Here is a 16,347-nt window from a genome sequence, read left to right as displayed (position 1 = left end):
GCCTCGGTCGCCGCAATCACTCGCTCACGCAAATCCTGGCTGTAAGCCCGTGCCATCCCGGCCTCCCGCGTCAGACAAGGAAGGAATCGCACTGTTCGCGGCGCTTGGGAATCCCGGCAGAATCGGAAAACCATGAACCTGCTCTAGCTCCATCGCCAGGTCGACGGTTGCGATCGCATGCCGGGCGACAAGATTGCGCCCTATCATGACTTCATTCACCGTCTCGGCGGACGGGGCGTTGCGCGCGACCGTGTCAAGCATCCAACGGTGCGCCAGCTGCGCGGCGCGCAATTCGGTGTCCATGCGGCCAGCGAGGGATAGGTCCGGTGCTGGCTTCTCCTTCGCGATCTCGACGGCGAGATCGCGGGCGCTTTCTGCAACTCCGAGATAGACGGCGTAGATCAGCGGGAAGGCAATCGTTGCGATCGTCTGGAAGACCGGATGCCACTCGCCGGCCTTGCGCGAGAAGGCGACGTTCGCGTCGGGAATGAAGAGGTTGTCGATCACGACGTCGTTCGAGGCAGTGCCGCGCATCCCGAGCGTGCGCCAAGTGTTCTCAATGCTTACAGCAGCGGAGTTCATCGGCGCGCCGAAATGAATGACAGAGCGACTGCCATCTTCCCCCTCGTGAATCGCGCCGGTCATTAGAATGTCGCCGGCCTCGGCGCCGGAGGTGAAGACCTTCCGGGCCGTGATCCGGTAGCCGTCGGCGACCTTCACAGCCTTCCCCGAGCCGCCGATCCAGTCCGAGCCGCCTGACGAGAGAAGGATAATTTTCTCATTCGCGACCCTCTTCAAGAGAGGCTCGACGGCGGCCACCTTCTGGTGACGCCAGCGCCAGGCAGGTATGGCGACCTGATGCGTGTGCATGGAAAAGGCGAGTGCGGTGGAACCGCACGCACGCGCGAGCACGCGCAGCATCTCGGCGAGCTCGGATATTTCGGCGCCGCGGCCGCCGAGTTCCCGAGGGACGCCTGCTTCCACCAGACCAGCCTCCTTCAGCAGGGTGTAGTTCTCGCCGACAAAACTGTCGTTCTGGTCGACTTCGGCCGCGCGTTCGGCGAGCTTCCGCGAAAGATGGTGCGCGGTTTCCACGATACCGTCGGCGCAAACGCCGGAGTTTTCGATAGCTGAGATGGCTTGAACTTTCGAAGCGACGTTCGTCGGCATGGCGTCCTCCGTTCCTGTGACGCTGAAGGATCGGAGTTGAAGCCGTGAGGGTCCAGTTCAGCAACTGTACTGGTGTCGCTTTTGGGATGAAGCTGCTTTGGTACCATTCGCCAGGAGAACAGCGGGGTTCGAAATGGACGAGCGCGGCGGCTATGGCCAATTCTGCCCGGTGTCGATGGCGTCGGAGATCCTGTGCAGTCGCTGGACGACATTGGTGGTGCGCGAACTCCTTTGCGGCTGCACCCGGTTCAATGACCTACGGCGCGGCGTGCCGAGAATGTCGCCGGCGCTGCTGTCCAAGCGCCTGAAGGAGCTGGAGCGAGCCCAGGTGATCACCGTGTTGCGCAAAGCAAACGGCTCGGTTGAGTATCACTTGTCTGAGGCGGGCGAGGAACTGAGATCTTTGATCATGGGCCTCGGCAACTGGGCACAGCGCTGGATGGAGTCGCGGCTCTCATTGAAGAACCTCGACCCGTCGCTCCTGATGTGGGACATGCGACGGAGCCTCAACGCCAAGCTATTGCCTGAACGCCGCTACACGATACAGTTTCTGTACCCAGAGCTGCCAGGGGCGCAAAAGAGCTGGTGGTTGGTGGTGGACGGCGGAACGGTCGACCTCTGCAATTTCGATCCCGGTCATCAGTTAGATCTCCTCGTCACGAGTTCCTTGCGAACAATGACGGCGATCTGGATGGGACTGACGACGATCAAGAAGGAGTCGGACTGCGGACAGCTGGAGATCGACGGCAATCCGACGCTTGCCAGCTCGATGCAACAATGGCTCGGCCTTAGCGCCTTCGCCCACGAACCAAGGCGGGTACAGTGATCGCCAGGAGTGCCTCTCCGGATAGCACCAGTGGACCAACCCGTTCTCGCGTGAGGGCGTTGCAACCGAGGATTGTGGGGTCGTTTCCCCCTGATCTTTGGAGAGCCACATGCCCGGGCTTGCCGCCCGTCCGCAGCGCCAGCGGATGATSGACGRGATGACCATCCGCSGGTTCGGYGAGCACAGCGCGACKACGTYCGGCAGGTCTACGAGTTCGCCATGTTTCTCGGCGCTCTCCAACCGGGCCGRGCCAGAAGATCTGCGKCGCTACCAACTTCCCCTCGTGGGGTGCGAGAGCTATGCCCGGATGGACCCGGCCTGCATGGTGCTGCTTCTTTGGGGCATAGAATTCATTCCCGAAAATGTGGGCGGGCGAAGCGTACGGACGGCACGAGGGGCAAGCACTGACATGGCGCGCAAGCTGCAAATCCAGCTCTCCAAAACCAAGGCTGCACATATCGATGGTGCTCAGTTCCAGTTCGGGCTGAATGAGGTCGATTTGAGCCCGGAGCGGTTCGCGGGACTGTTCTGCGGCGGCCGGATCAAGCGTGTGCACGAGTGGCTGAATGATGAGTTGCCTGTGCCGCCGTGGGTGCCGGCGCTGCTCGCTGCGATGGTCTGGCCGGAAGCGCGGACTCGAGCGATTGCGACTGCCGAGCATCTCATCGCGGCCGGTTCGGCGGATGGAACGAGCGGGGAGCCAGGAGAGTGATTCTTCGACTGACCTTGGCAATGGCGTTGGTCGCCGCTCCAGCACTCGCCGAACCAAGGCGCTCCGCGGTGGAGCAATGCGCTGCATGTCATGGCGACGACGGCATCGCACGGGATAGCGAAGTCCCTCACTTGGCCGGGCAGAATGAACGCTACCTCTTCAATCAGATAATGGCGTTCCGGTCGGGAAAGCGTCAGCACAAGGAGATGCGCTATATGGCGCGTGCGATGACGACAGCCGAAATCGCTGCGCTCTCTGCCTATTATGCGGCGCTCCCGACACGATAGAAATGTCCTGTTATCGACGCATTGCGCCGAAGATCCTGCCTTGGCCTTTCGCAAAGCTAGGGCGTTGGTTGGCCCAGCCGTTCCGCGCAAGTTTACTTGTCTGTGTCCGGATCGTGCGTGACCTCCGCGCCAACCCAACAGCGCGCCGCGGGTGTCGCGGTAATGATGCTAAAACAATAAGACATCCGTCAGGGTATATGCGAACCGGCATTCCATTCGGCTGACCGTTTCGCGTTGCATCTGCCCAGTAGCACGCCGATCTGCTAACAGCGATTCTAGTGCAGAATTGCCCACCACCGGTCTACTTATCCGGTGGAATTGAACTCTTTGATCAGCTTTGCCTTGGGGGACAGATGCGCAGCTTTCTGATATTAATTTGGTGCGTCCTTGCCACCTGGGGAATATCTGGCGCCCGTGCACAGGGGCAAGGAGAAAGCCCTCCACCACAGGCCAAGGAATTGTTGCGCCTGCTCGATGAGCCGAGCGTGCGACGCTGGATCCAGCAATCCGGCGAGGCCAGTCCAGCCGCACTGCCCACAGCAATAGCAACTCCCGAGCCGCCCCTGTCCAGCCGACTTGCGACACGGCTCACCAGCGTACGCAACCATATCGGTTCCATCGCCGCCGCAGTCCCTCAGTTGCCGACGCAACTCGCGCGGGCCGCCGGCTTATTGAAAAATGAGCTGGCAACGACAAGCGCTGCCCGGCTTGCTCTGATGATTTCGACCTTTCTCACTCTCGGTGTCGGTTCCGAGCAATTGTATCGCCGCATGAGCGCCCGCTACCGCGCCTTGCTAGAGAGGAAACCCGTCCTTTCCGTTGAGGAACGATTCCGCACCGCGGGATTGCGCCTGGCCACCCTGGTTGCCGGAATCGCAATCTTCGCTGCAGGCAGCCTCGGCGCGTTCCTGCTGTTCGCATGGCCACCGATCCTGAAGCAGATCATGCTCGCCCTTCTCGTGGCCGTGCTCGTCACGCGGGCTACTCGGTCTTTGCTGGATTTCGCTTTGTTTCCACCGCGGAACACGCACGGCGCCTGGTCGGATCATCAGATAGTTCCAGTTAAGCCGAAGGACGCCATCTACTGGCGGCGGCGCATTGGCTTGTTTGTCAGCTACTTCGCATTTGGGTGGTCGATTGTTGGCATTCTGATCGATCTGGGCTTTCCTCGAGATTTCCGTTTCGCGGCAGCTTATCTCCTCGGACTTGGCCTTCTGACAATTGGTCTGGAAGCCATTTGGAACAGACCGGAAGGCGATAGCAGCTCCACGGCTGGATCCGGCAGAATTGCGAAGAGCGTCGCCATGTCAGCTTATGCTGTGGTCTTGTGGCTTCTCTGGGTTTCCGGCCTTCTGGGCATGTTCTGGATTGCCGTTTTCGTGCTTCTGCTGCCCGAAGCCATCTCCATTGGAAGGAACGCAGTCAGTCACCTCCTGAGGCCGACCGAGACCGGTGGGCTGGTGCCGATCAGGCACAATATCCTTGAGGTGTGCCTTGAGCGCGGGGTGCGGCTGATCATTCTCAGCGCCGCTACGCTTTGGCTCGCTCATATTTGGCAGGTTGACCTGGTCGGTCTTACGAGCCAGGACAGCCTGCCGATGCGCCTGCTGCGCGGTGCGCTGGCAAGCGTCGTCATTCTTCTCCTGGCCGATTTTCTATGGCAAATCGTCAAGGTTTCCGTGGACGGCGCCCTCGCTGATCCAACGGAGAGCATCATTTCCGGTTCCGACGAGGCCATCCGTCGGGCGCGACTTCGCACGCTGCTGCCCATCTTCCGCAATATCCTGCTTGTGGTTATCGCGGTGATGGCGAGCTTGACGGCGCTTGCTGCGCTCGGGCTCGAAATCGGCCCCCTGATCGCTGGAGCCGGCGTCTTGGGCGTCGCCATTGGTTTTGGCGCTCAATCCCTGGTCAAAGACATTATCAGCGGCATGTTCTACCTACTCGACGATGCATTTCGCGTCGGCGAATACATCCAAAGCGGCAGCTTCAGGGGAACAGTGGAGTCATTCTCACTCCGTTCGGTCCGCTTGCGCCATCACCGTGGTCCAGTGTTCACCGTTCCGTTTGGACAACTCGGCGCGGTTCAGAACATGAGCCGAGACTGGGTCATCGACAAGTTCATGATCAATGTCACTTACGATAGCGATCTAGAAAAGGCGCGGAAAATCTCCAAAAAAATCGGTCAGGAGCTTGCCGAAGATCCCGACTTAGCGCCTGACATTATCGAGCCGATGAAGATGCAGGGGGTCGAGCAGTTCGGCGATTATGCCATCCAGCTTCGTTTCAAGATGACGACCCGGCCAGGCCAACAAGCGGTCGTGCGTCGCAAAGCGCTTCTGCGCCTCAAGACGGCGTTCGACCAGGCTGGTATCAAGTTCGCCCATCCGACGGTCCATGTTGAAGGTCGCGACGAAGAAGCAGCTGCTGCCGCCCAGCAGATTCTAACCGCTCAAAAGGTCGAAGCGGCAAAGGTCGAAGCGGCAAGTGCGGCTGGTAGATAGCGCTCGACTAATTTCGGCTGAGGCAAAAGGGTGTTGCGACGCGGGCAGCCGGGTGTGAAGCATGCGCCGTCAGGCATCGGGGGCCGGTCATTACGGCTGGCCGCATGTCGCTCAAGGTAGGGGAGGGGTGGTTGGTGCGAGCCTACGGATGAGGGGGGCGCGCTGGACGCTTAATGTCAATGCTGGTCTCGACGCACTCGCCGGCCTTTTTCCCGAGCGCCTGGCTCCGCTCCATCACCTCCCCGCGGCCGCCGGCGGCAGCCCGTTCCGTGGCGGGGCGGTCACGGACCTCCCTCGCGGTCCCGTCGCTTACGAAATCGGCTTCTTTACTCCCAGCCTCGGCCCAAGCAGGATTGCATCCGCCGGACGTTCGTTACGGCGTTCGCATCAGGGAGGTTTTGCGATGGGCGTGTTTTCGACCGCGGCCGGTGACCTGAATTTTGACAACCAGCCGGAGCGCGATCTGGCGGCACTTGAGGGCAGGCTCGTTGTGATCCGGCATCAGGGGATCGACGACATGGTGGCCGGCCGGCTTATCGGCACGCCTCAGCCCGGCTTTGCCCTGCACCTGCTGACCGAGAGTGGCGCAATCAGCGTCCCGGGCTGGAGGTCGGTGCACCAGGTCACCTCCACGGGTCACGCGAACCAATAAGCGGAGGCGATGCCGGCAAGCCTGCGCGGCGCATTAACCAGGGCGAACCCAGCCGGATGCTCAGGCCATACGAAACCAGCGCTCGAGGGTCGGAATAGCGATCCAACTCCCGATCGCTGATGTCTGCCAGCTTTTGCGCCACGATATCAGTTCTCGGCCGCACCGCGTCTTGCACGGGCAAGGGAAAAATTGGGGAACAGGGCTGAGGACAATAAAACGCCGCCGCCGATAGCAAAGCCGAAGGCGGCAATAAACATTAGGCCAGGCTTCGGCCCATCGGCCACAGCGAGGAATGTTACCAAGGCGCACCCTAACAACACGGAGCTTATCAAGAAGCAAGCCAGGCGCCATGCCTTCGACATAGGCTTCGGTGTATCCGGGTCGTTGTAAATGATCGGGCCGTCCAGGTCGTCGTCAATGATGAAGCGCGGGGCGGGGACTTTCATAGGCCGGGACCATGTGTGACAGGCGCTCGCGAATCCATATTAACCGCAGCCAAGTTCTTGGCATTAACCGCCAAGTTCTATTTCGAAGCACGTGAGGGGTCCATATCGCGCAGGGGCAGCACAAAGTACCCGCTTGGGGGACCGTCCCGCAGGGCCCGGCACGCAGCCACGCGAAAGTCGGCTTTAAGCGGGCCGCACTTGACCCTGCCGCTCAAAGACTGCCGTGCACCCTTGCCGCCCCATGCCGATTTACCACTTCTTAACCACGGCGGGCGCCATTCTGAGGCGTCCGTTAGAGCCGGGGGGCTTGGAAAGGACCGTAACCATGCGAGCGCTCGATGCTGTTCAAGCCGTCGTGGATCAGTTCGTTGGCCTGTCAGTTGCCTTTGTCGAACGCCAGCTGATCCTGGCAACGCTGCGGGAAACCGGCGGCAACCGCACCCATGCAGCCTCACTACTCGGCATTTCCATCCGCACGTTGCGCAACAAACTTACGTTGTACGCAGCGGACGGCTACAATGTACCAGAACCTGTACATCCAGCGACACAATGAGCGCGCGATGTCCCTTGCCTCGCCGCATGGCATTGCCGCAGCAAACCTCGTCTCCTCCGCAACCATGGCCGGCCTCCTGCGCTGCCTGGTGCAGAAAGGCGTTTTGCAAGCCGCCGACATAAGGGAGATCTACGAAATCGTGCTTCTCCTTCTTGAACAGCAGCAAGGCGCTGTGCCGGACGCAGAAGTAACCTTTAAAGCCGCCCGATCCGCAATTGAACGGAACCTGGCATAGCCAGTCAGGCCAAGCAGAGCCTCGCTAATGACTATCGGCCGATGTTCACGACGCTACACAGGCCTCCAAGGCCTAAAAAAACGATTGGCGCACAAGCAAGTCGTCCCCTCGGTCCTGCTATCGGCTGTCGCAGCGCCATGGCATCGGCGGCAATGACGGCTCCTGACGTTGCTTGCGCAGTGCCTCGACCTTCACAGGCTTCGGTGCCTTCGCCGCTGCCGGCCTTTGCGGCTTCGGCTCGCGGGCCGTTCGCGGCGGCTTCAACTCACGCGCCTGTGCCGTCAGCCTCAAAGCCTCGTCCTCGTTGACGCTCCGCCATCGGTCTGAGAGCGAGAACACGTTGACGAAGCGCGGCCCCACCGCGATGTCAATCAGGCCGAGACGATCGAGCAGCGTCAGACTTGGCGACAGCGTCTGCCGTCCGAAGCGGTGGTCCAGCCTGAAGGTATCGTAAGACAGCGCCACGCTGGTGCCGCTCCCGATTTCCGTCTCGATGACAGCGAGCAACCGCCGCGCAGCCTTGGTCAGCACCCAATAGGCCGGTGACACCACGCGTTCAATCATGGCCAGCCTCCCCGGAAGTATGACCCGCTGATTAATCCACAGTGCGCCGCTGGCGGTCAACGATCCGGTCCGAGACGAAACAATGATCAACGTTGGATCGATTACATCGTCATTTTTCTTCGCGTTTGGTTTTTCCTGAAATAAACGCCTGCGTTAATCGCGGATCTAGCCCGTGGCTTGGTAGAAATGCAACGCTCATTTCGCGGCTGAATTGCAATCGAGCGGGCGCGGTCGATAACAATGGTGTCGTCATTGTCGGATGGAGCCATCTGAAGGGAAGGATCTGCATTATTCAACATGTAGCCACGTCCCCAGACAGTCCCGATGTAGTTGGTTCTGCCCGATATGGCCGCAATCTTCTGTCTCACCTTGCAGATAAATACGTCGACGATCTTGAGCGCAGGTTCGTCCATCCCACCATAGAGGTGGTTGAGGATCATTTCCTTTGACAGAGCGAAGCCACGGCGGCTCGCCAGGAACGCAACGAGTTCATATTCCTTGCCGGTCAAACGAACGGGCTTCCCGGCCACGTCAACCGTTTTCGAATCCAGATCGATGCAGAGATCTCCGACCCGGACGGTGCGGTTCTCCGTACCGTTACACCGACGCACCAAAGTCCGCAGGCGGGCAAGAAATTCGTTTCGGTGGAATGGCTTTGTCACGTAGTCATCCGCCCCTGCAATCAGGGAACGGACCTTCTGTTGAATCTCGTTGATGCCCGAGAGGATCATCAGCGGCGTTGTAATGGAAGTTGCTCGGAGTTTCGTGAGCACCTCCATGCCAGGCATGTCGGGCAAGCCGAGATCCAGAACGATCAGGTCAAACCGCGCCGACTGAGCGAGGGCAAGGCCATCGGCTCCGCAGGCTGACTTGGTGACCTCGAAGTTCTCCAGCGTGAGAAACATCTCGATGCTCTGCGCGATCGATGCGTCGTCCTCAATCAATAAAACGCGCATAACAAACTCCGATTCGCAGCGGATATCTTCACAACGTTGGCTGAAGCATGGTTAATAATTCCATATTTTTACGCTGGTCGGTCTTATAATAGGCTTCCCCCGACCGCGGGGAAGACCACCAACTTCATCGCAAGGGTTACGATCAGCCATATCGTCAGCGAGAGTTCTTCGATCGCCATCAAGACATGATCTTTCGCTGGAATTCTTGCGCCGGCCGGGGCCGAAGCGCTTGGTAGATGGCCCCGCGTCGGGGTCGATCTGCTTGTGCGGCTGGGGCGTACAGGGCGTCATCCTGCCGATGTCGACTGCTTTCCCGATGGGCGGCGGCGACGACGGGAAGGGCGACGCAGAACGTGAGGACCTCCGATTTGATGACCCGGATCCGAGAGGTGGAAGCGAGCCTCCGCTCTGAGCCGAAAGCGTTCAGCCGTCCCGGCAATGCCCCGAGTTAAGTTCAGTTGAGGGCACGTCGTTGGCTACATCGAAACGCACGCTGAATAGTTGCGCCTGGATGGGTTGCCCTTGCCCATGCGGCGTTGCTCGAAGCGTGGCCGTCTCAAGGCTAGCGGCCCGCATGGGCAAGGGGCCCCATTGACGGGGGCGCGGGCTGGCCGACGGTGGCGGGGCGCATGCGAGCATTGGCAGGCATCGCACCCCGCTATCACCTCGACCGGCTAGTGACCGGAACTGGGCCTGCGCAAGAAGGCCGGGCGCCCGCCCCATTGCGATGGGCCGGTTCGTCAGACCGGCCCCCCAGCCTCCGACGATCCGACCCGTTTGCTCACACTTACGGAGTGTCCAGACTAGAGCGCCCGTTCGGATCGGCGCGCGTTGATATGGATCAATTTCGGGCATCGATGCCCGAGTGCCCAAGCTGGTGCAGGCCCTCGATGTAATGACGGCAGCGACCGTCGCGCATAGTATGACCGACGGTATTTCCGCGACGAAAAGCTTTAGCTTGGTCATTGCCGCCACGAGTGGCCCGGAGATCAACGCAGCCAAACGCTTCTTCCGACGGATCGAGGCATGAAAGAGCTTTGGCTAATCTTGTCTTCGCTTGACCAGCCTACCTTTCGTGAGCACCATGGGGCATTACACCACCTTGCCCTGAGTCGATTCGACGGCAGGAGCGGGGGTAACGAATAAGCCGATACTGATCCAAGACTCCCCGGCATCGGCCCCCCAGCTTTAGCCGGGCGCAGAAGACCCCGTAGCGCCATCCGCAATCTGGCGTCTACGGGGTTTTTCACGCTGTTGTGCAATTAATTTCACTAGATGTTTGATCCCAGGCTTTGATGGTGCAACGCGGCGACCGACTCACTGACTGCTGGTGTCGTTCTCTAAACGCGCACACCGTCTGGTTCAGCGCCGGCCAGGAGATCTCTTGCGCAACCAGGTACACCCGGAACGAGCGGGCATCCTCAAGCCCGGGCCGGCCCGGGGGGGCGAAATGACGCCGAACTGTCGCGATCGGGATGGCCTATGTTTGCTGCGCTGCAGCATGTTCTTGACATTAATGCTGCAGCGCACAATACGATAACCAGTCCCCGGTGGTTATCTCTTTCACACGAGCTTGGGGCGACACGTCGGGCCGTTCCGGCCCTTCACTAAAGCGCCACCAAAGGTGCACAGGAGAAGACCATGATCCAGAAGTTCGAGACCCTTCAGAAGGCTTCCAAAGAGAACGTCGACGCAGCCCTGAAGGCCTTCGGCGCCACCTCCAAGGGCGTGCAGACCATTGCCGTGGAGGCCACCGACTATGCCAAGAAGTCCTTCGAGGCTGGCACCGCCGTGATCGAGAAGCTCGCTGGCGTGAAGACCTTCGACAAGGCTCTCGAGATCCAGGCCGAGTACGTCAAGACCTCATTCGAGGGCGCGGTCGCCCAACTTACAAAGATGGGCGAGCTCTACGCCGCTCTCGCCAAGGACGCCTACAAGCCGGTCGAGGGCATCGTCGCGAAGGCCGCTCCGGCCGCCGCCGCTGTGGTCGCTGCCGCTACGAAGCAGGCCGCCTGATTTCGGCCAGCCGCCGTAAGGCGGCCGCGCTCCCAGTGAATAGAGTTACGTAGGAAGCCCGGCTGCGGCAGGCTCTATGGAAACCGATTGGAGGCTTCGGTTTGACCGGAGCCTCTTTTCATTTTGCGCATCCATCACCTTCGGGTCGACAGCGCCGGCGCACGAAGTTCGTCGTCGAGAAAGCCGTCTTGGAGATCGAGGTCGACGATGCCAACGCTGGGGCCCGGCGTCCTCCTCTTCGTCCTCATCTTCATCGAAGTCCGCATCGATGTCGATGCCCGGCGAGTTCAGCTCGGCGACGACCCAGCTCTCGTTCATGCTCAATCGCGTGTCGCCGCGGCCCCTGCCGAAACGCACCCTGCGGTGATGGCCGTGCCGCCAGCTCACCCGCATCGGCTTGACGACGAGCGGCAGTTTCTTGTCCTTCATGGTCCACGGCCTTCGCTCAAGTACGGTCACATGTCGCCGTTCCCGAGCCGTTCGTGGGGTGTTCTTCCGGCCCGGAAACGTGTTTCCAATTTCCGGAAGTTTTGTTCGCAATTCTCCCGCCTGACAGCTCCATCTGGGCGCGACGCTCCCCACGCCGCGAAGAGCATCTGCAGTCAGGTGGTGGTCTCAGACATGGGGCCTGACGTGCATCGTCATGTTGCGGTGCCCGGACTTGGCGATGTTCATCTCTTCCCTGACGCGGGCGAGCGCCCTGGCCAGCGGCGAGCGTGCTTCTTCCGATCCCATTGCGCCGGCCGCAGGGCCAGGGCCTTGGCCTCGCCTTCGCTGAAATGGACGATCACCTGGAGCGGGGCATGCGTTCTTGGGTGCGTGAGCGTGTCAGACATGACGGCACACAATGGCAGACCACCTCGGCGGCGACGCGCCTCACCTTGCCGTCCTCGAAGCCGGGATCGATGCGTAGTAGGTAGCTGCCGAAGGCTCTCGCCTTGACGGTGTGCAAGGCTTCGGTGGAACTACCTTCGGACACCGTGCTGTTCTCGACGGCCGGCGTCCAGAACCAGAGCCTCGGTGGATCATTGGCGATCTCAGTGAGCTTGCGTTCGGCCTCGGCCCGCTCAGGTCACGGCGAGTCAGACCAGAACGAAGGCGTCGAAAGCGACGCTGAGCAGGCGGCCCTTTCTACGCATGGAAACGGGCCTCGGACGCGATGCGGAACAGCCTATTCCCGCCGTCCTTTAGGCCAATGTCGCCGCTCAGGGCAGGTTGTAGCGTCGTGGCCTCACCTTCGGCGAAATCTCGCCCGATCTACAGCGATCCCAGCGGATTTGCCGCTTAGCAGCTTCGCTGGCTCCTTGGTGTCCGCACCTCTGGCCGAGTACGGGCACACTCGATGATGGCCACGGGATGAGCCGGTTGCTGACCGAGGAAGAATGGCAAGCAACGTTCGGCATGGGGGAACGGTGCCCACTCTGGGCGCGCGGCTTAGTCCAAATTGTAGTTGCCATCCCGCGCGGCAAAGTCAGCCTCACAGAGCGCCTTCGCTTCAGCGACCGACTGCCTGTGGCCAATCGTCAGCTCATAATGGTCATTGCTGCAAAAGGTGACCCTGTAGAAACAGTCGGTCGCTGCTTCGATGATGTAGCGCTGGGTTTCGTCGCGGTAGCCAACCGTGCCGTTGCTGCGGGCAATCATGGCCCAGATCAAGCTGGTGGTGCTGTTAGTGCTCATCGTCGGCTCTTTTCGCAGCGGTGTGGTTGCACCCCCATGCCAGACCAGCCAACGGTGTCATGCTGAACCGCGCCAAAATATTGCTAAATCACGCCAGGGCAAAGTAGCCATGCTTGACGTTGCCTATGGCCACATCCGACGCTCCCCGGTGACCTCCCCAGGGTCGGCCGGGTGAGGAGACCCCGTAGAGCCAATCTCCAGCTGGTTTTTCCACCCTATGACACGTGGCAAGCGGAACGGTCTGGGAGAGGATGAGCTTTACCCCGATTTATCTGGATCTTCGACCTCTGTATTCGTCTTTTCCTTAGTCACATTGACTTGCACGGTCATGCCGAGAGCATCCGAGGCGAGGCCGGAGTAGCTTCCCGTGAGTGGAATCGCCTGGCGAGGGTCCCGGGCAACGGCGACCCGGACAAGATCCCGATTGCCGACGATGCCGTTGGTTGGATCGAACTCCACCCATCCGGCTCCGGGGAGATAGACTTGGCACCAAGCATGGGTAGAGCCGCCCCCGAGCGTGGTCGAGGTGTCGCGGCTGGGAACGTAAATGTATCCCGTGACAAAACGAGCCGCGAAGCCAAGGGAACGCACCGCCTCCATCATGAACAATGCAAAATCGCGGCAGGTGCCGCGACGTAGGCGTAGCGTGATAAGCGGCGGCTGGGTTCCGGCCTCCAGACGACGCGAATAGGCAAAGCTTTCGTGGATTGCATAGCATAGCGTCATCAACAGCTTCCCGGTGTCAGTCCGCCGGCCAACGTTGACGAATTGCTGGGCCCATCGCCCGACTTCGTCATCGTCGTCGAGGTAGTGACGATCGGTCGTACCAGCCAGATCCGCTGTTTCGTCCGAACTATAGGCGAAGGGATACGTCAGCGCCTCCTCATCCATCTGGAAATCGGGCGTTGCCTGCGGCGTGTGGTCGAGCTGAATCCGGGTTTCGAAGCACAACTCCGAAGCGGGACGAGAAATCCGAACGAGCGCGACGCAATTGCCAAAGACATCGTGAATCCAGCGGATAGTGCTGGGCTCCGGATCAATCACCAGGGTCGCCCTGAGTAGCCTCTGGTCATAACTGTCCCGGGGGCGAAACATCAGTCGGTGCTCACCGAACCCCACCGGTTTTGCATAGTGATAGTTTGTGATGTGCCTGACGGAGAATATGGTCATATCGATCGCTTTCGGCCCGGCAAATTGGACTTGCTTGGCCTCTGTGAACACCCGAGCCAATCCGGCGGGAAAGATAGACCAGCTGCACGCTAGGCGAGAGCGTTTTGGAGAATGTGCCGACCTAAATCACGGCCTGCGGATCGAGAGTTTGCAAGCGCCGCATMGCTTAGGTCGCTACCACCTCTTCGGTGATGACCTCGAAGCGTTGGAGAATGTGCGGGCCGAACGTGTGGATCATCGGGATGTCGGCGGCGTCCCGGCCCCTGCCCACCAGGATGCGACCGATGCAGGGCATATTGTGCCGGGCATCGAAGGTGAACCACTCGCCGCCGTCGAGATACGCCTCGAACCAGGCGTTGTAATCCATTGGCGCCGGATCACGCGGCACGCCGATGTCGCCCAGGTAGCCGTTGCAGTAGCGTGCGGGGATGTTCATGCAGCGACACAGCGCGGCCGCCAGGTGAGTGAAGTCACGGCAGACCCCGACCCGTTCCGTCATGGCCTGCACCGCCGTACGAGTGCCGCGGGCTGACTGGTAGTCGAAGCGAATCTGAGCATTGACGTAGTTGCAGATCTGCTGGACCCGATTCCAACCCGGGGCGCAGTTCCCAAAGAGGCTCCATGCAGTTGCCGAGAGCTCGTCAACCTCGCAATAGCGGCTCGATAACACGTATTCCAAGACCTCGGACGGTAGGTCCCCGGCGAAGACCTCCTGCGCGTTTTGGTCGACGTAATCGACCTCGCCAGAATCTCGGATGATCATGTCGCTGGTGAATTCGACGCCTCCCGGGGGCACAACCAGGCGCCGGCGACGGTTGCCGAACCCGTCCGCATATTTGGCGGTCGGCACGTTGCTGCCGTCGTTCAGGGACCTGACGGCTGTCTTGGGCGTCGTCACCAGGTCGCCATCGCGGCTGGGGTGGGGGTCGAGAAGCAGCAAGGCGGGCGTCGGCTGATAGGTGACGATCTCGATCCGATAGCCGATCCTAATTTCCATGGAAGCCGTCCTTGCGCGCTGGATTAATTAGCGCAAACCCATCGAGCAGCGGCGTAGTTCCGCGCGCATAGAGCCATTTTGGACGTTGTGGCGCGTTTGATGCTGCTGCGGTCAGAGTTTCTCCGAATCCCCCTTGTCGTTCAGCAGAATCAATCGCTGATGCCGTTTGAACTCACGGAGCCCCCCGAGAGGCGCTTACGCCTTGGCCCAAAAAAGCGCGCGTGACGACGAGTGGCTTTTCCGGAGCCGTAGTCGGGCAGGCGATTACCGCGACGCTCCGGCAACATCACACTCAGGAAGCCGGCAGTCGCATAGTCCGGCTTCTGTTCTTCGCGCTCCTCACTTGGCCGGACGGACGAAGGCGTCGGTGGTCGCACCGAAAGTCGACCGTGGTCGAGACCGAGCGGGAAGGGCCCTTGTTGCCGGAACCACTGCGAGCGGAGCTTCTCGACGGAATCCCGGGCGCGCTTGATCGCGAAAGGAGGGGCGTCAAGAGTATTCGGGGGGAGGCTGCCGTCGCCAAGCTTAAGGCAGAGATCGAAAGCCTGCAGCTTATAAAGATGATGGGGTGAGGCTCATTCGAAGGGCGGGCGKAGACCCCGCCGTAGGCGTGGCCAGCACGCAAATGAAACGTACCTGCCTTCTCGGCGGTTCCGTCCGGCGTTAGACTGCTGATCGCCCGCGGCGGCTGCGTTTCCCCACGCCAAATCAGGAACCGATCCCATGACCATTCGCGGCATTTGCGCAGCAACCATCTGCGCAAACCCACGACGATCTTATGGTGAGAATTATTGAAATCATCGATAAACTGGATGAGATGAAGAAGAAAAACGATCAGCTTTAAGGGCGCTCGCAGCGGCTCTAGGCAAATTGTATGACCTAGAGACTACAATAGATAAAAACTGCAAGAAATCGATCTGTTTTTTGGAGGCGGAAGCCTCGGTGCTTCGGATTATGCGCCAGCGTTGGACGGAGAGCCGTGTCTCGGAATCGCAGCGCTGAGTTTCGCCTCCCCCAAGAGAGCTCCGCGGTCATTGCCCCAGCGCCATTCACCCTCGGCAGCATAATTTATCGTCCGAAGAGTTGAATACCTCGTACCGATCGCTGAACTGGCGATCTTCGCAGCGAGTACTGCTTCAGGGGCTGGGACGTCGATTTTGCCAAGAAAAGTTACGGCATCAAGTTCCGCGGGTTCCCACCAATCTGCAATTACGCCGAACACGGCCAAACGTCCGTTGTGGGCAAATCGATGTTCCTTGAGGATTTGCGCCTGTTCGGCCTGCTTCAGCGTCGGGACTTCTCCCCACACGCCGTCCAATACGGCGATGGCTACGTGTTTCTGGTTGGGGCCGATGATCTTGAACGCAGAGTATCGCCCGGTTTCCGCCGGTGCGAGCGTGGAATAGGGCCTGGTTCGAAAAGCGTAGACAGTCCCCGCCGGGGGTAGGCCCTCGTGCGAGGGGGCAGCGACAGGTTCATCCGTGTCGGCGAGTGTGCGCAGGCATGATGTCGCGACCATGGGCATCCTCCGACGGCAGCGTGCCAGAAGGATGCAATGTCCGCCATGGCCCTGTGGGCC

18 protein-coding genes and 1 pseudogene are annotated in these 16,347 nt (G+C 60.4%); 10 read left to right on the top strand and 9 right to left on the bottom strand.

Translation table 11 applies throughout. The features are described 5' to 3' along the window. Window positions 1-24: 24 nt before the first annotated feature. Window positions 25-1,170 (bottom strand): acyl-CoA dehydrogenase family protein, encoded by a 1,146-nt coding sequence (locus AC1DGP_RS33860; RefSeq protein ID WP_476833178.1) that lies wholly within the window; start codon window positions 1,168-1,170, stop codon window positions 25-27. Window positions 1,171-1,303: 133 nt separating this feature from the next. Between AC1DGP_RS33860 and AC1DGP_RS33855 the strand changes: the two genes are divergently transcribed. The 5 genes from AC1DGP_RS33855 (at window position 1,304) to AC1DGP_RS33835 (ending at window position 6,151) form a co-directional block, all read left to right on the top strand. Further along, on the top strand, window positions 1,304-1,996 hold the full coding sequence (locus tag AC1DGP_RS33855; protein WP_476833177.1) for a winged helix-turn-helix transcriptional regulator: 693 nt from the start codon (window positions 1,304-1,306) through the stop codon (window positions 1,994-1,996). Window positions 1,997-2,318: 322 nt separating this feature from the next. Then, on the top strand, window positions 2,319-2,708 hold the full coding sequence (locus tag AC1DGP_RS33850; protein ID WP_476833176.1) for a hypothetical protein: 390 nt from the start codon (window positions 2,319-2,321) through the stop codon (window positions 2,706-2,708). Window positions 2,709-2,728: 20 nt separating this feature from the next. Beyond that, window positions 2,729-2,995 carry a c-type cytochrome gene (locus tag AC1DGP_RS33845; protein ID WP_476770278.1) on the top strand — a complete coding sequence of 89 codons (267 nt, stop codon included), beginning with the start codon at window positions 2,729-2,731 and terminating at the stop codon, window positions 2,993-2,995. A 353-nt stretch (window positions 2,996-3,348) separates the two neighbouring features. Further along, window positions 3,349-5,499: a mechanosensitive ion channel family protein gene (locus AC1DGP_RS33840; RefSeq protein WP_476833175.1), complete on the top strand. Its 2,151-nt coding sequence runs from the start codon at window positions 3,349-3,351 to the stop codon at window positions 5,497-5,499. A 403-nt stretch (window positions 5,500-5,902) separates the two neighbouring features. Next, window positions 5,903-6,151: a hypothetical protein gene (locus tag AC1DGP_RS33835; RefSeq protein WP_476777504.1), complete on the top strand. Its 249-nt coding sequence runs from the start codon at window positions 5,903-5,905 to the stop codon at window positions 6,149-6,151. A 146-nt stretch (window positions 6,152-6,297) separates the two neighbouring features. Here the strand turns inward: AC1DGP_RS33835 and AC1DGP_RS33830 are convergent, their stop codons facing one another. Beyond that, window positions 6,298-6,597, bottom strand: a complete 300-nt coding sequence (locus AC1DGP_RS33830) for a hypothetical protein (RefSeq protein WP_441508771.1) — start codon at window positions 6,595-6,597, stop codon at window positions 6,298-6,300. A gap of 325 nt (window positions 6,598-6,922) precedes the next feature. On the opposite strand from AC1DGP_RS33830, the gene AC1DGP_RS33825 reads away from it, so the two are divergent. Both AC1DGP_RS33825 and AC1DGP_RS33820 read left to right on the top strand, forming a co-directional pair. Continuing rightward, window positions 6,923-7,150: a helix-turn-helix domain-containing protein gene (locus AC1DGP_RS33825; RefSeq protein ID WP_441508772.1), complete on the top strand. Its 228-nt coding sequence runs from the start codon at window positions 6,923-6,925 to the stop codon at window positions 7,148-7,150. Continuing rightward, on the top strand, window positions 7,116-7,385 hold the full coding sequence (locus tag AC1DGP_RS33820) for a hypothetical protein (protein ID WP_476833174.1): 270 nt from the start codon (window positions 7,116-7,118) through the stop codon (window positions 7,383-7,385). Before AC1DGP_RS33825 ends, AC1DGP_RS33820 begins: the two co-directional genes overlap by 35 nt. Window positions 7,386-7,502: 117 nt before the next feature. Here AC1DGP_RS33820 and AC1DGP_RS33815 read toward each other — a convergent pair whose 3' ends face one another. Both AC1DGP_RS33815 and AC1DGP_RS33810 read right to left on the bottom strand, forming a co-directional pair. Further along, window positions 7,503-8,009, bottom strand: coding sequence for a hypothetical protein (locus tag AC1DGP_RS33815; RefSeq protein WP_476833173.1), 507 nt, complete (start codon window positions 8,007-8,009; stop codon window positions 7,503-7,505). Between the two features lie 209 nt (window positions 8,010-8,218). Next, window positions 8,219-8,905: pseudogene (locus tag AC1DGP_RS33810) on the bottom strand (response regulator transcription factor); the annotation flags it as partial. An 865-nt stretch (window positions 8,906-9,770) separates the two neighbouring features. Between AC1DGP_RS33810 and AC1DGP_RS33805 the strand changes: the two are divergent. Both AC1DGP_RS33805 and AC1DGP_RS33800 read left to right on the top strand, forming a co-directional pair. Continuing rightward, complete coding sequence (locus AC1DGP_RS33805) at window positions 9,771-9,935, top strand: hypothetical protein (protein WP_476770269.1); 165 nt, start codon at window positions 9,771-9,773, stop codon at window positions 9,933-9,935. Window positions 9,936-10,546: 611 nt separating this feature from the next. After that, on the top strand, window positions 10,547-10,921 hold the full coding sequence (locus AC1DGP_RS33800; RefSeq protein WP_441508776.1) for a phasin family protein: 375 nt from the start codon (window positions 10,547-10,549) through the stop codon (window positions 10,919-10,921). Between the two features lie 45 nt (window positions 10,922-10,966). On the opposite strand, the gene AC1DGP_RS33795 is transcribed toward AC1DGP_RS33800, so the two are convergent. The 4 genes from AC1DGP_RS33795 to AC1DGP_RS33780 form a co-directional block, all read right to left on the bottom strand. Next, window positions 10,967-11,350, bottom strand: coding sequence for a hypothetical protein (locus tag AC1DGP_RS33795; RefSeq protein WP_441508777.1), 384 nt, complete (start codon window positions 11,348-11,350; stop codon window positions 10,967-10,969). A 1,005-nt stretch (window positions 11,351-12,355) separates the two neighbouring features. Further along, on the bottom strand, window positions 12,356-12,601 hold the full coding sequence (locus AC1DGP_RS33790) for a hypothetical protein (RefSeq protein ID WP_476770265.1): 246 nt from the start codon (window positions 12,599-12,601) through the stop codon (window positions 12,356-12,358). A gap of 258 nt (window positions 12,602-12,859) precedes the next feature. After that, window positions 12,860-13,771 (bottom strand): transglutaminase family protein, encoded by a 912-nt coding sequence (locus AC1DGP_RS33785; protein ID WP_441508783.1) that lies wholly within the window; start codon window positions 13,769-13,771, stop codon window positions 12,860-12,862. A 166-nt stretch (window positions 13,772-13,937) separates the two neighbouring features. Further along, on the bottom strand, window positions 13,938-14,768 hold the full coding sequence (locus AC1DGP_RS33780; RefSeq protein ID WP_476833172.1) for a transglutaminase-like domain-containing protein: 831 nt from the start codon (window positions 14,766-14,768) through the stop codon (window positions 13,938-13,940). A 389-nt stretch (window positions 14,769-15,157) separates the two neighbouring features. On the opposite strand from AC1DGP_RS33780, the gene AC1DGP_RS33775 reads away from it, so the two are divergent. Next, a complete protein-coding gene (locus AC1DGP_RS33775) occupies window positions 15,158-15,340 on the top strand; it encodes a hypothetical protein (RefSeq protein WP_441508780.1) in 183 nt (60 codons plus the stop codon). Between the two features lie 380 nt (window positions 15,341-15,720). Here AC1DGP_RS33775 and AC1DGP_RS33770 read toward each other — a convergent pair whose 3' ends face one another. Continuing rightward, the gene (locus AC1DGP_RS33770; protein ID WP_441508781.1) at window positions 15,721-16,287 is read right to left on the bottom strand and encodes a hypothetical protein; all 567 of its coding nucleotides are present in this window, start codon (window positions 16,285-16,287) and stop codon (window positions 15,721-15,723) included. Between the last annotated feature and the right edge of the window lie 60 nt (window positions 16,288-16,347).

The organism is Allobosea sp. 05T433, assembly GCF_056396065.1.
The sequence above is the reverse complement of the archived record's forward strand: the minus strand, read 5'-3'. Positions and strand labels throughout refer to the sequence as shown.

Bases quoted from the DNA above. Each gene is read 5' to 3' on its own strand.
- AC1DGP_RS33860 (WP_476833178.1), bottom strand. From the start codon at position 1,170: ATGCCGACGAACGTCGCTTCGAAAGTTCAAGCCATCTCAGCTATCGAA.
- AC1DGP_RS33855 (WP_476833177.1), top strand. From the start codon at position 1,304: ATGGACGAGCGCGGCGGCTATGGCCAATTCTGCCCGGTGTCGATGGCG.
- AC1DGP_RS33850 (WP_476833176.1), top strand. From the start codon at position 2,319: ATGGTGCTGCTTCTTTGGGGCATAGAATTCATTCCCGAAAATGTGGGC.
- AC1DGP_RS33845 (WP_476770278.1), top strand. From the start codon at position 2,729: ATGGCGTTGGTCGCCGCTCCAGCACTCGCCGAACCAAGGCGCTCCGCG.
- AC1DGP_RS33840 (WP_476833175.1), top strand. From the start codon at position 3,349: ATGCGCAGCTTTCTGATATTAATTTGGTGCGTCCTTGCCACCTGGGGA.
- AC1DGP_RS33835 (WP_476777504.1), top strand. From the start codon at position 5,903: ATGGGCGTGTTTTCGACCGCGGCCGGTGACCTGAATTTTGACAACCAG.
- AC1DGP_RS33830 (WP_441508771.1), bottom strand. From the start codon at position 6,597: ATGAAAGTCCCCGCCCCGCGCTTCATCATTGACGACGACCTGGACGGC.
- AC1DGP_RS33825 (WP_441508772.1), top strand. From the start codon at position 6,923: ATGCGAGCGCTCGATGCTGTTCAAGCCGTCGTGGATCAGTTCGTTGGC.
- AC1DGP_RS33820 (WP_476833174.1), top strand. From the start codon at position 7,116: ATGTACCAGAACCTGTACATCCAGCGACACAATGAGCGCGCGATGTCC.
- AC1DGP_RS33800 (WP_441508776.1), top strand. From the start codon at position 10,547: ATGATCCAGAAGTTCGAGACCCTTCAGAAGGCTTCCAAAGAGAACGTC.
- AC1DGP_RS33795 (WP_441508777.1), bottom strand. From the start codon at position 11,350: ATGAAGGACAAGAAACTGCCGCTCGTCGTCAAGCCGATGCGGGTGAGC.
- AC1DGP_RS33790 (WP_476770265.1), bottom strand. From the start codon at position 12,601: ATGAGCACTAACAGCACCACCAGCTTGATCTGGGCCATGATTGCCCGC.
- AC1DGP_RS33785 (WP_441508783.1), bottom strand. From the start codon at position 13,771: ATGACCATATTCTCCGTCAGGCACATCACAAACTATCACTATGCAAAA.
- AC1DGP_RS33780 (WP_476833172.1), bottom strand. From the start codon at position 14,768: ATGGAAATTAGGATCGGCTATCGGATCGAGATCGTCACCTATCAGCCG.
- AC1DGP_RS33770 (WP_441508781.1), bottom strand. From the start codon at position 16,287: ATGGTCGCGACATCATGCCTGCGCACACTCGCCGACACGGATGAACCT.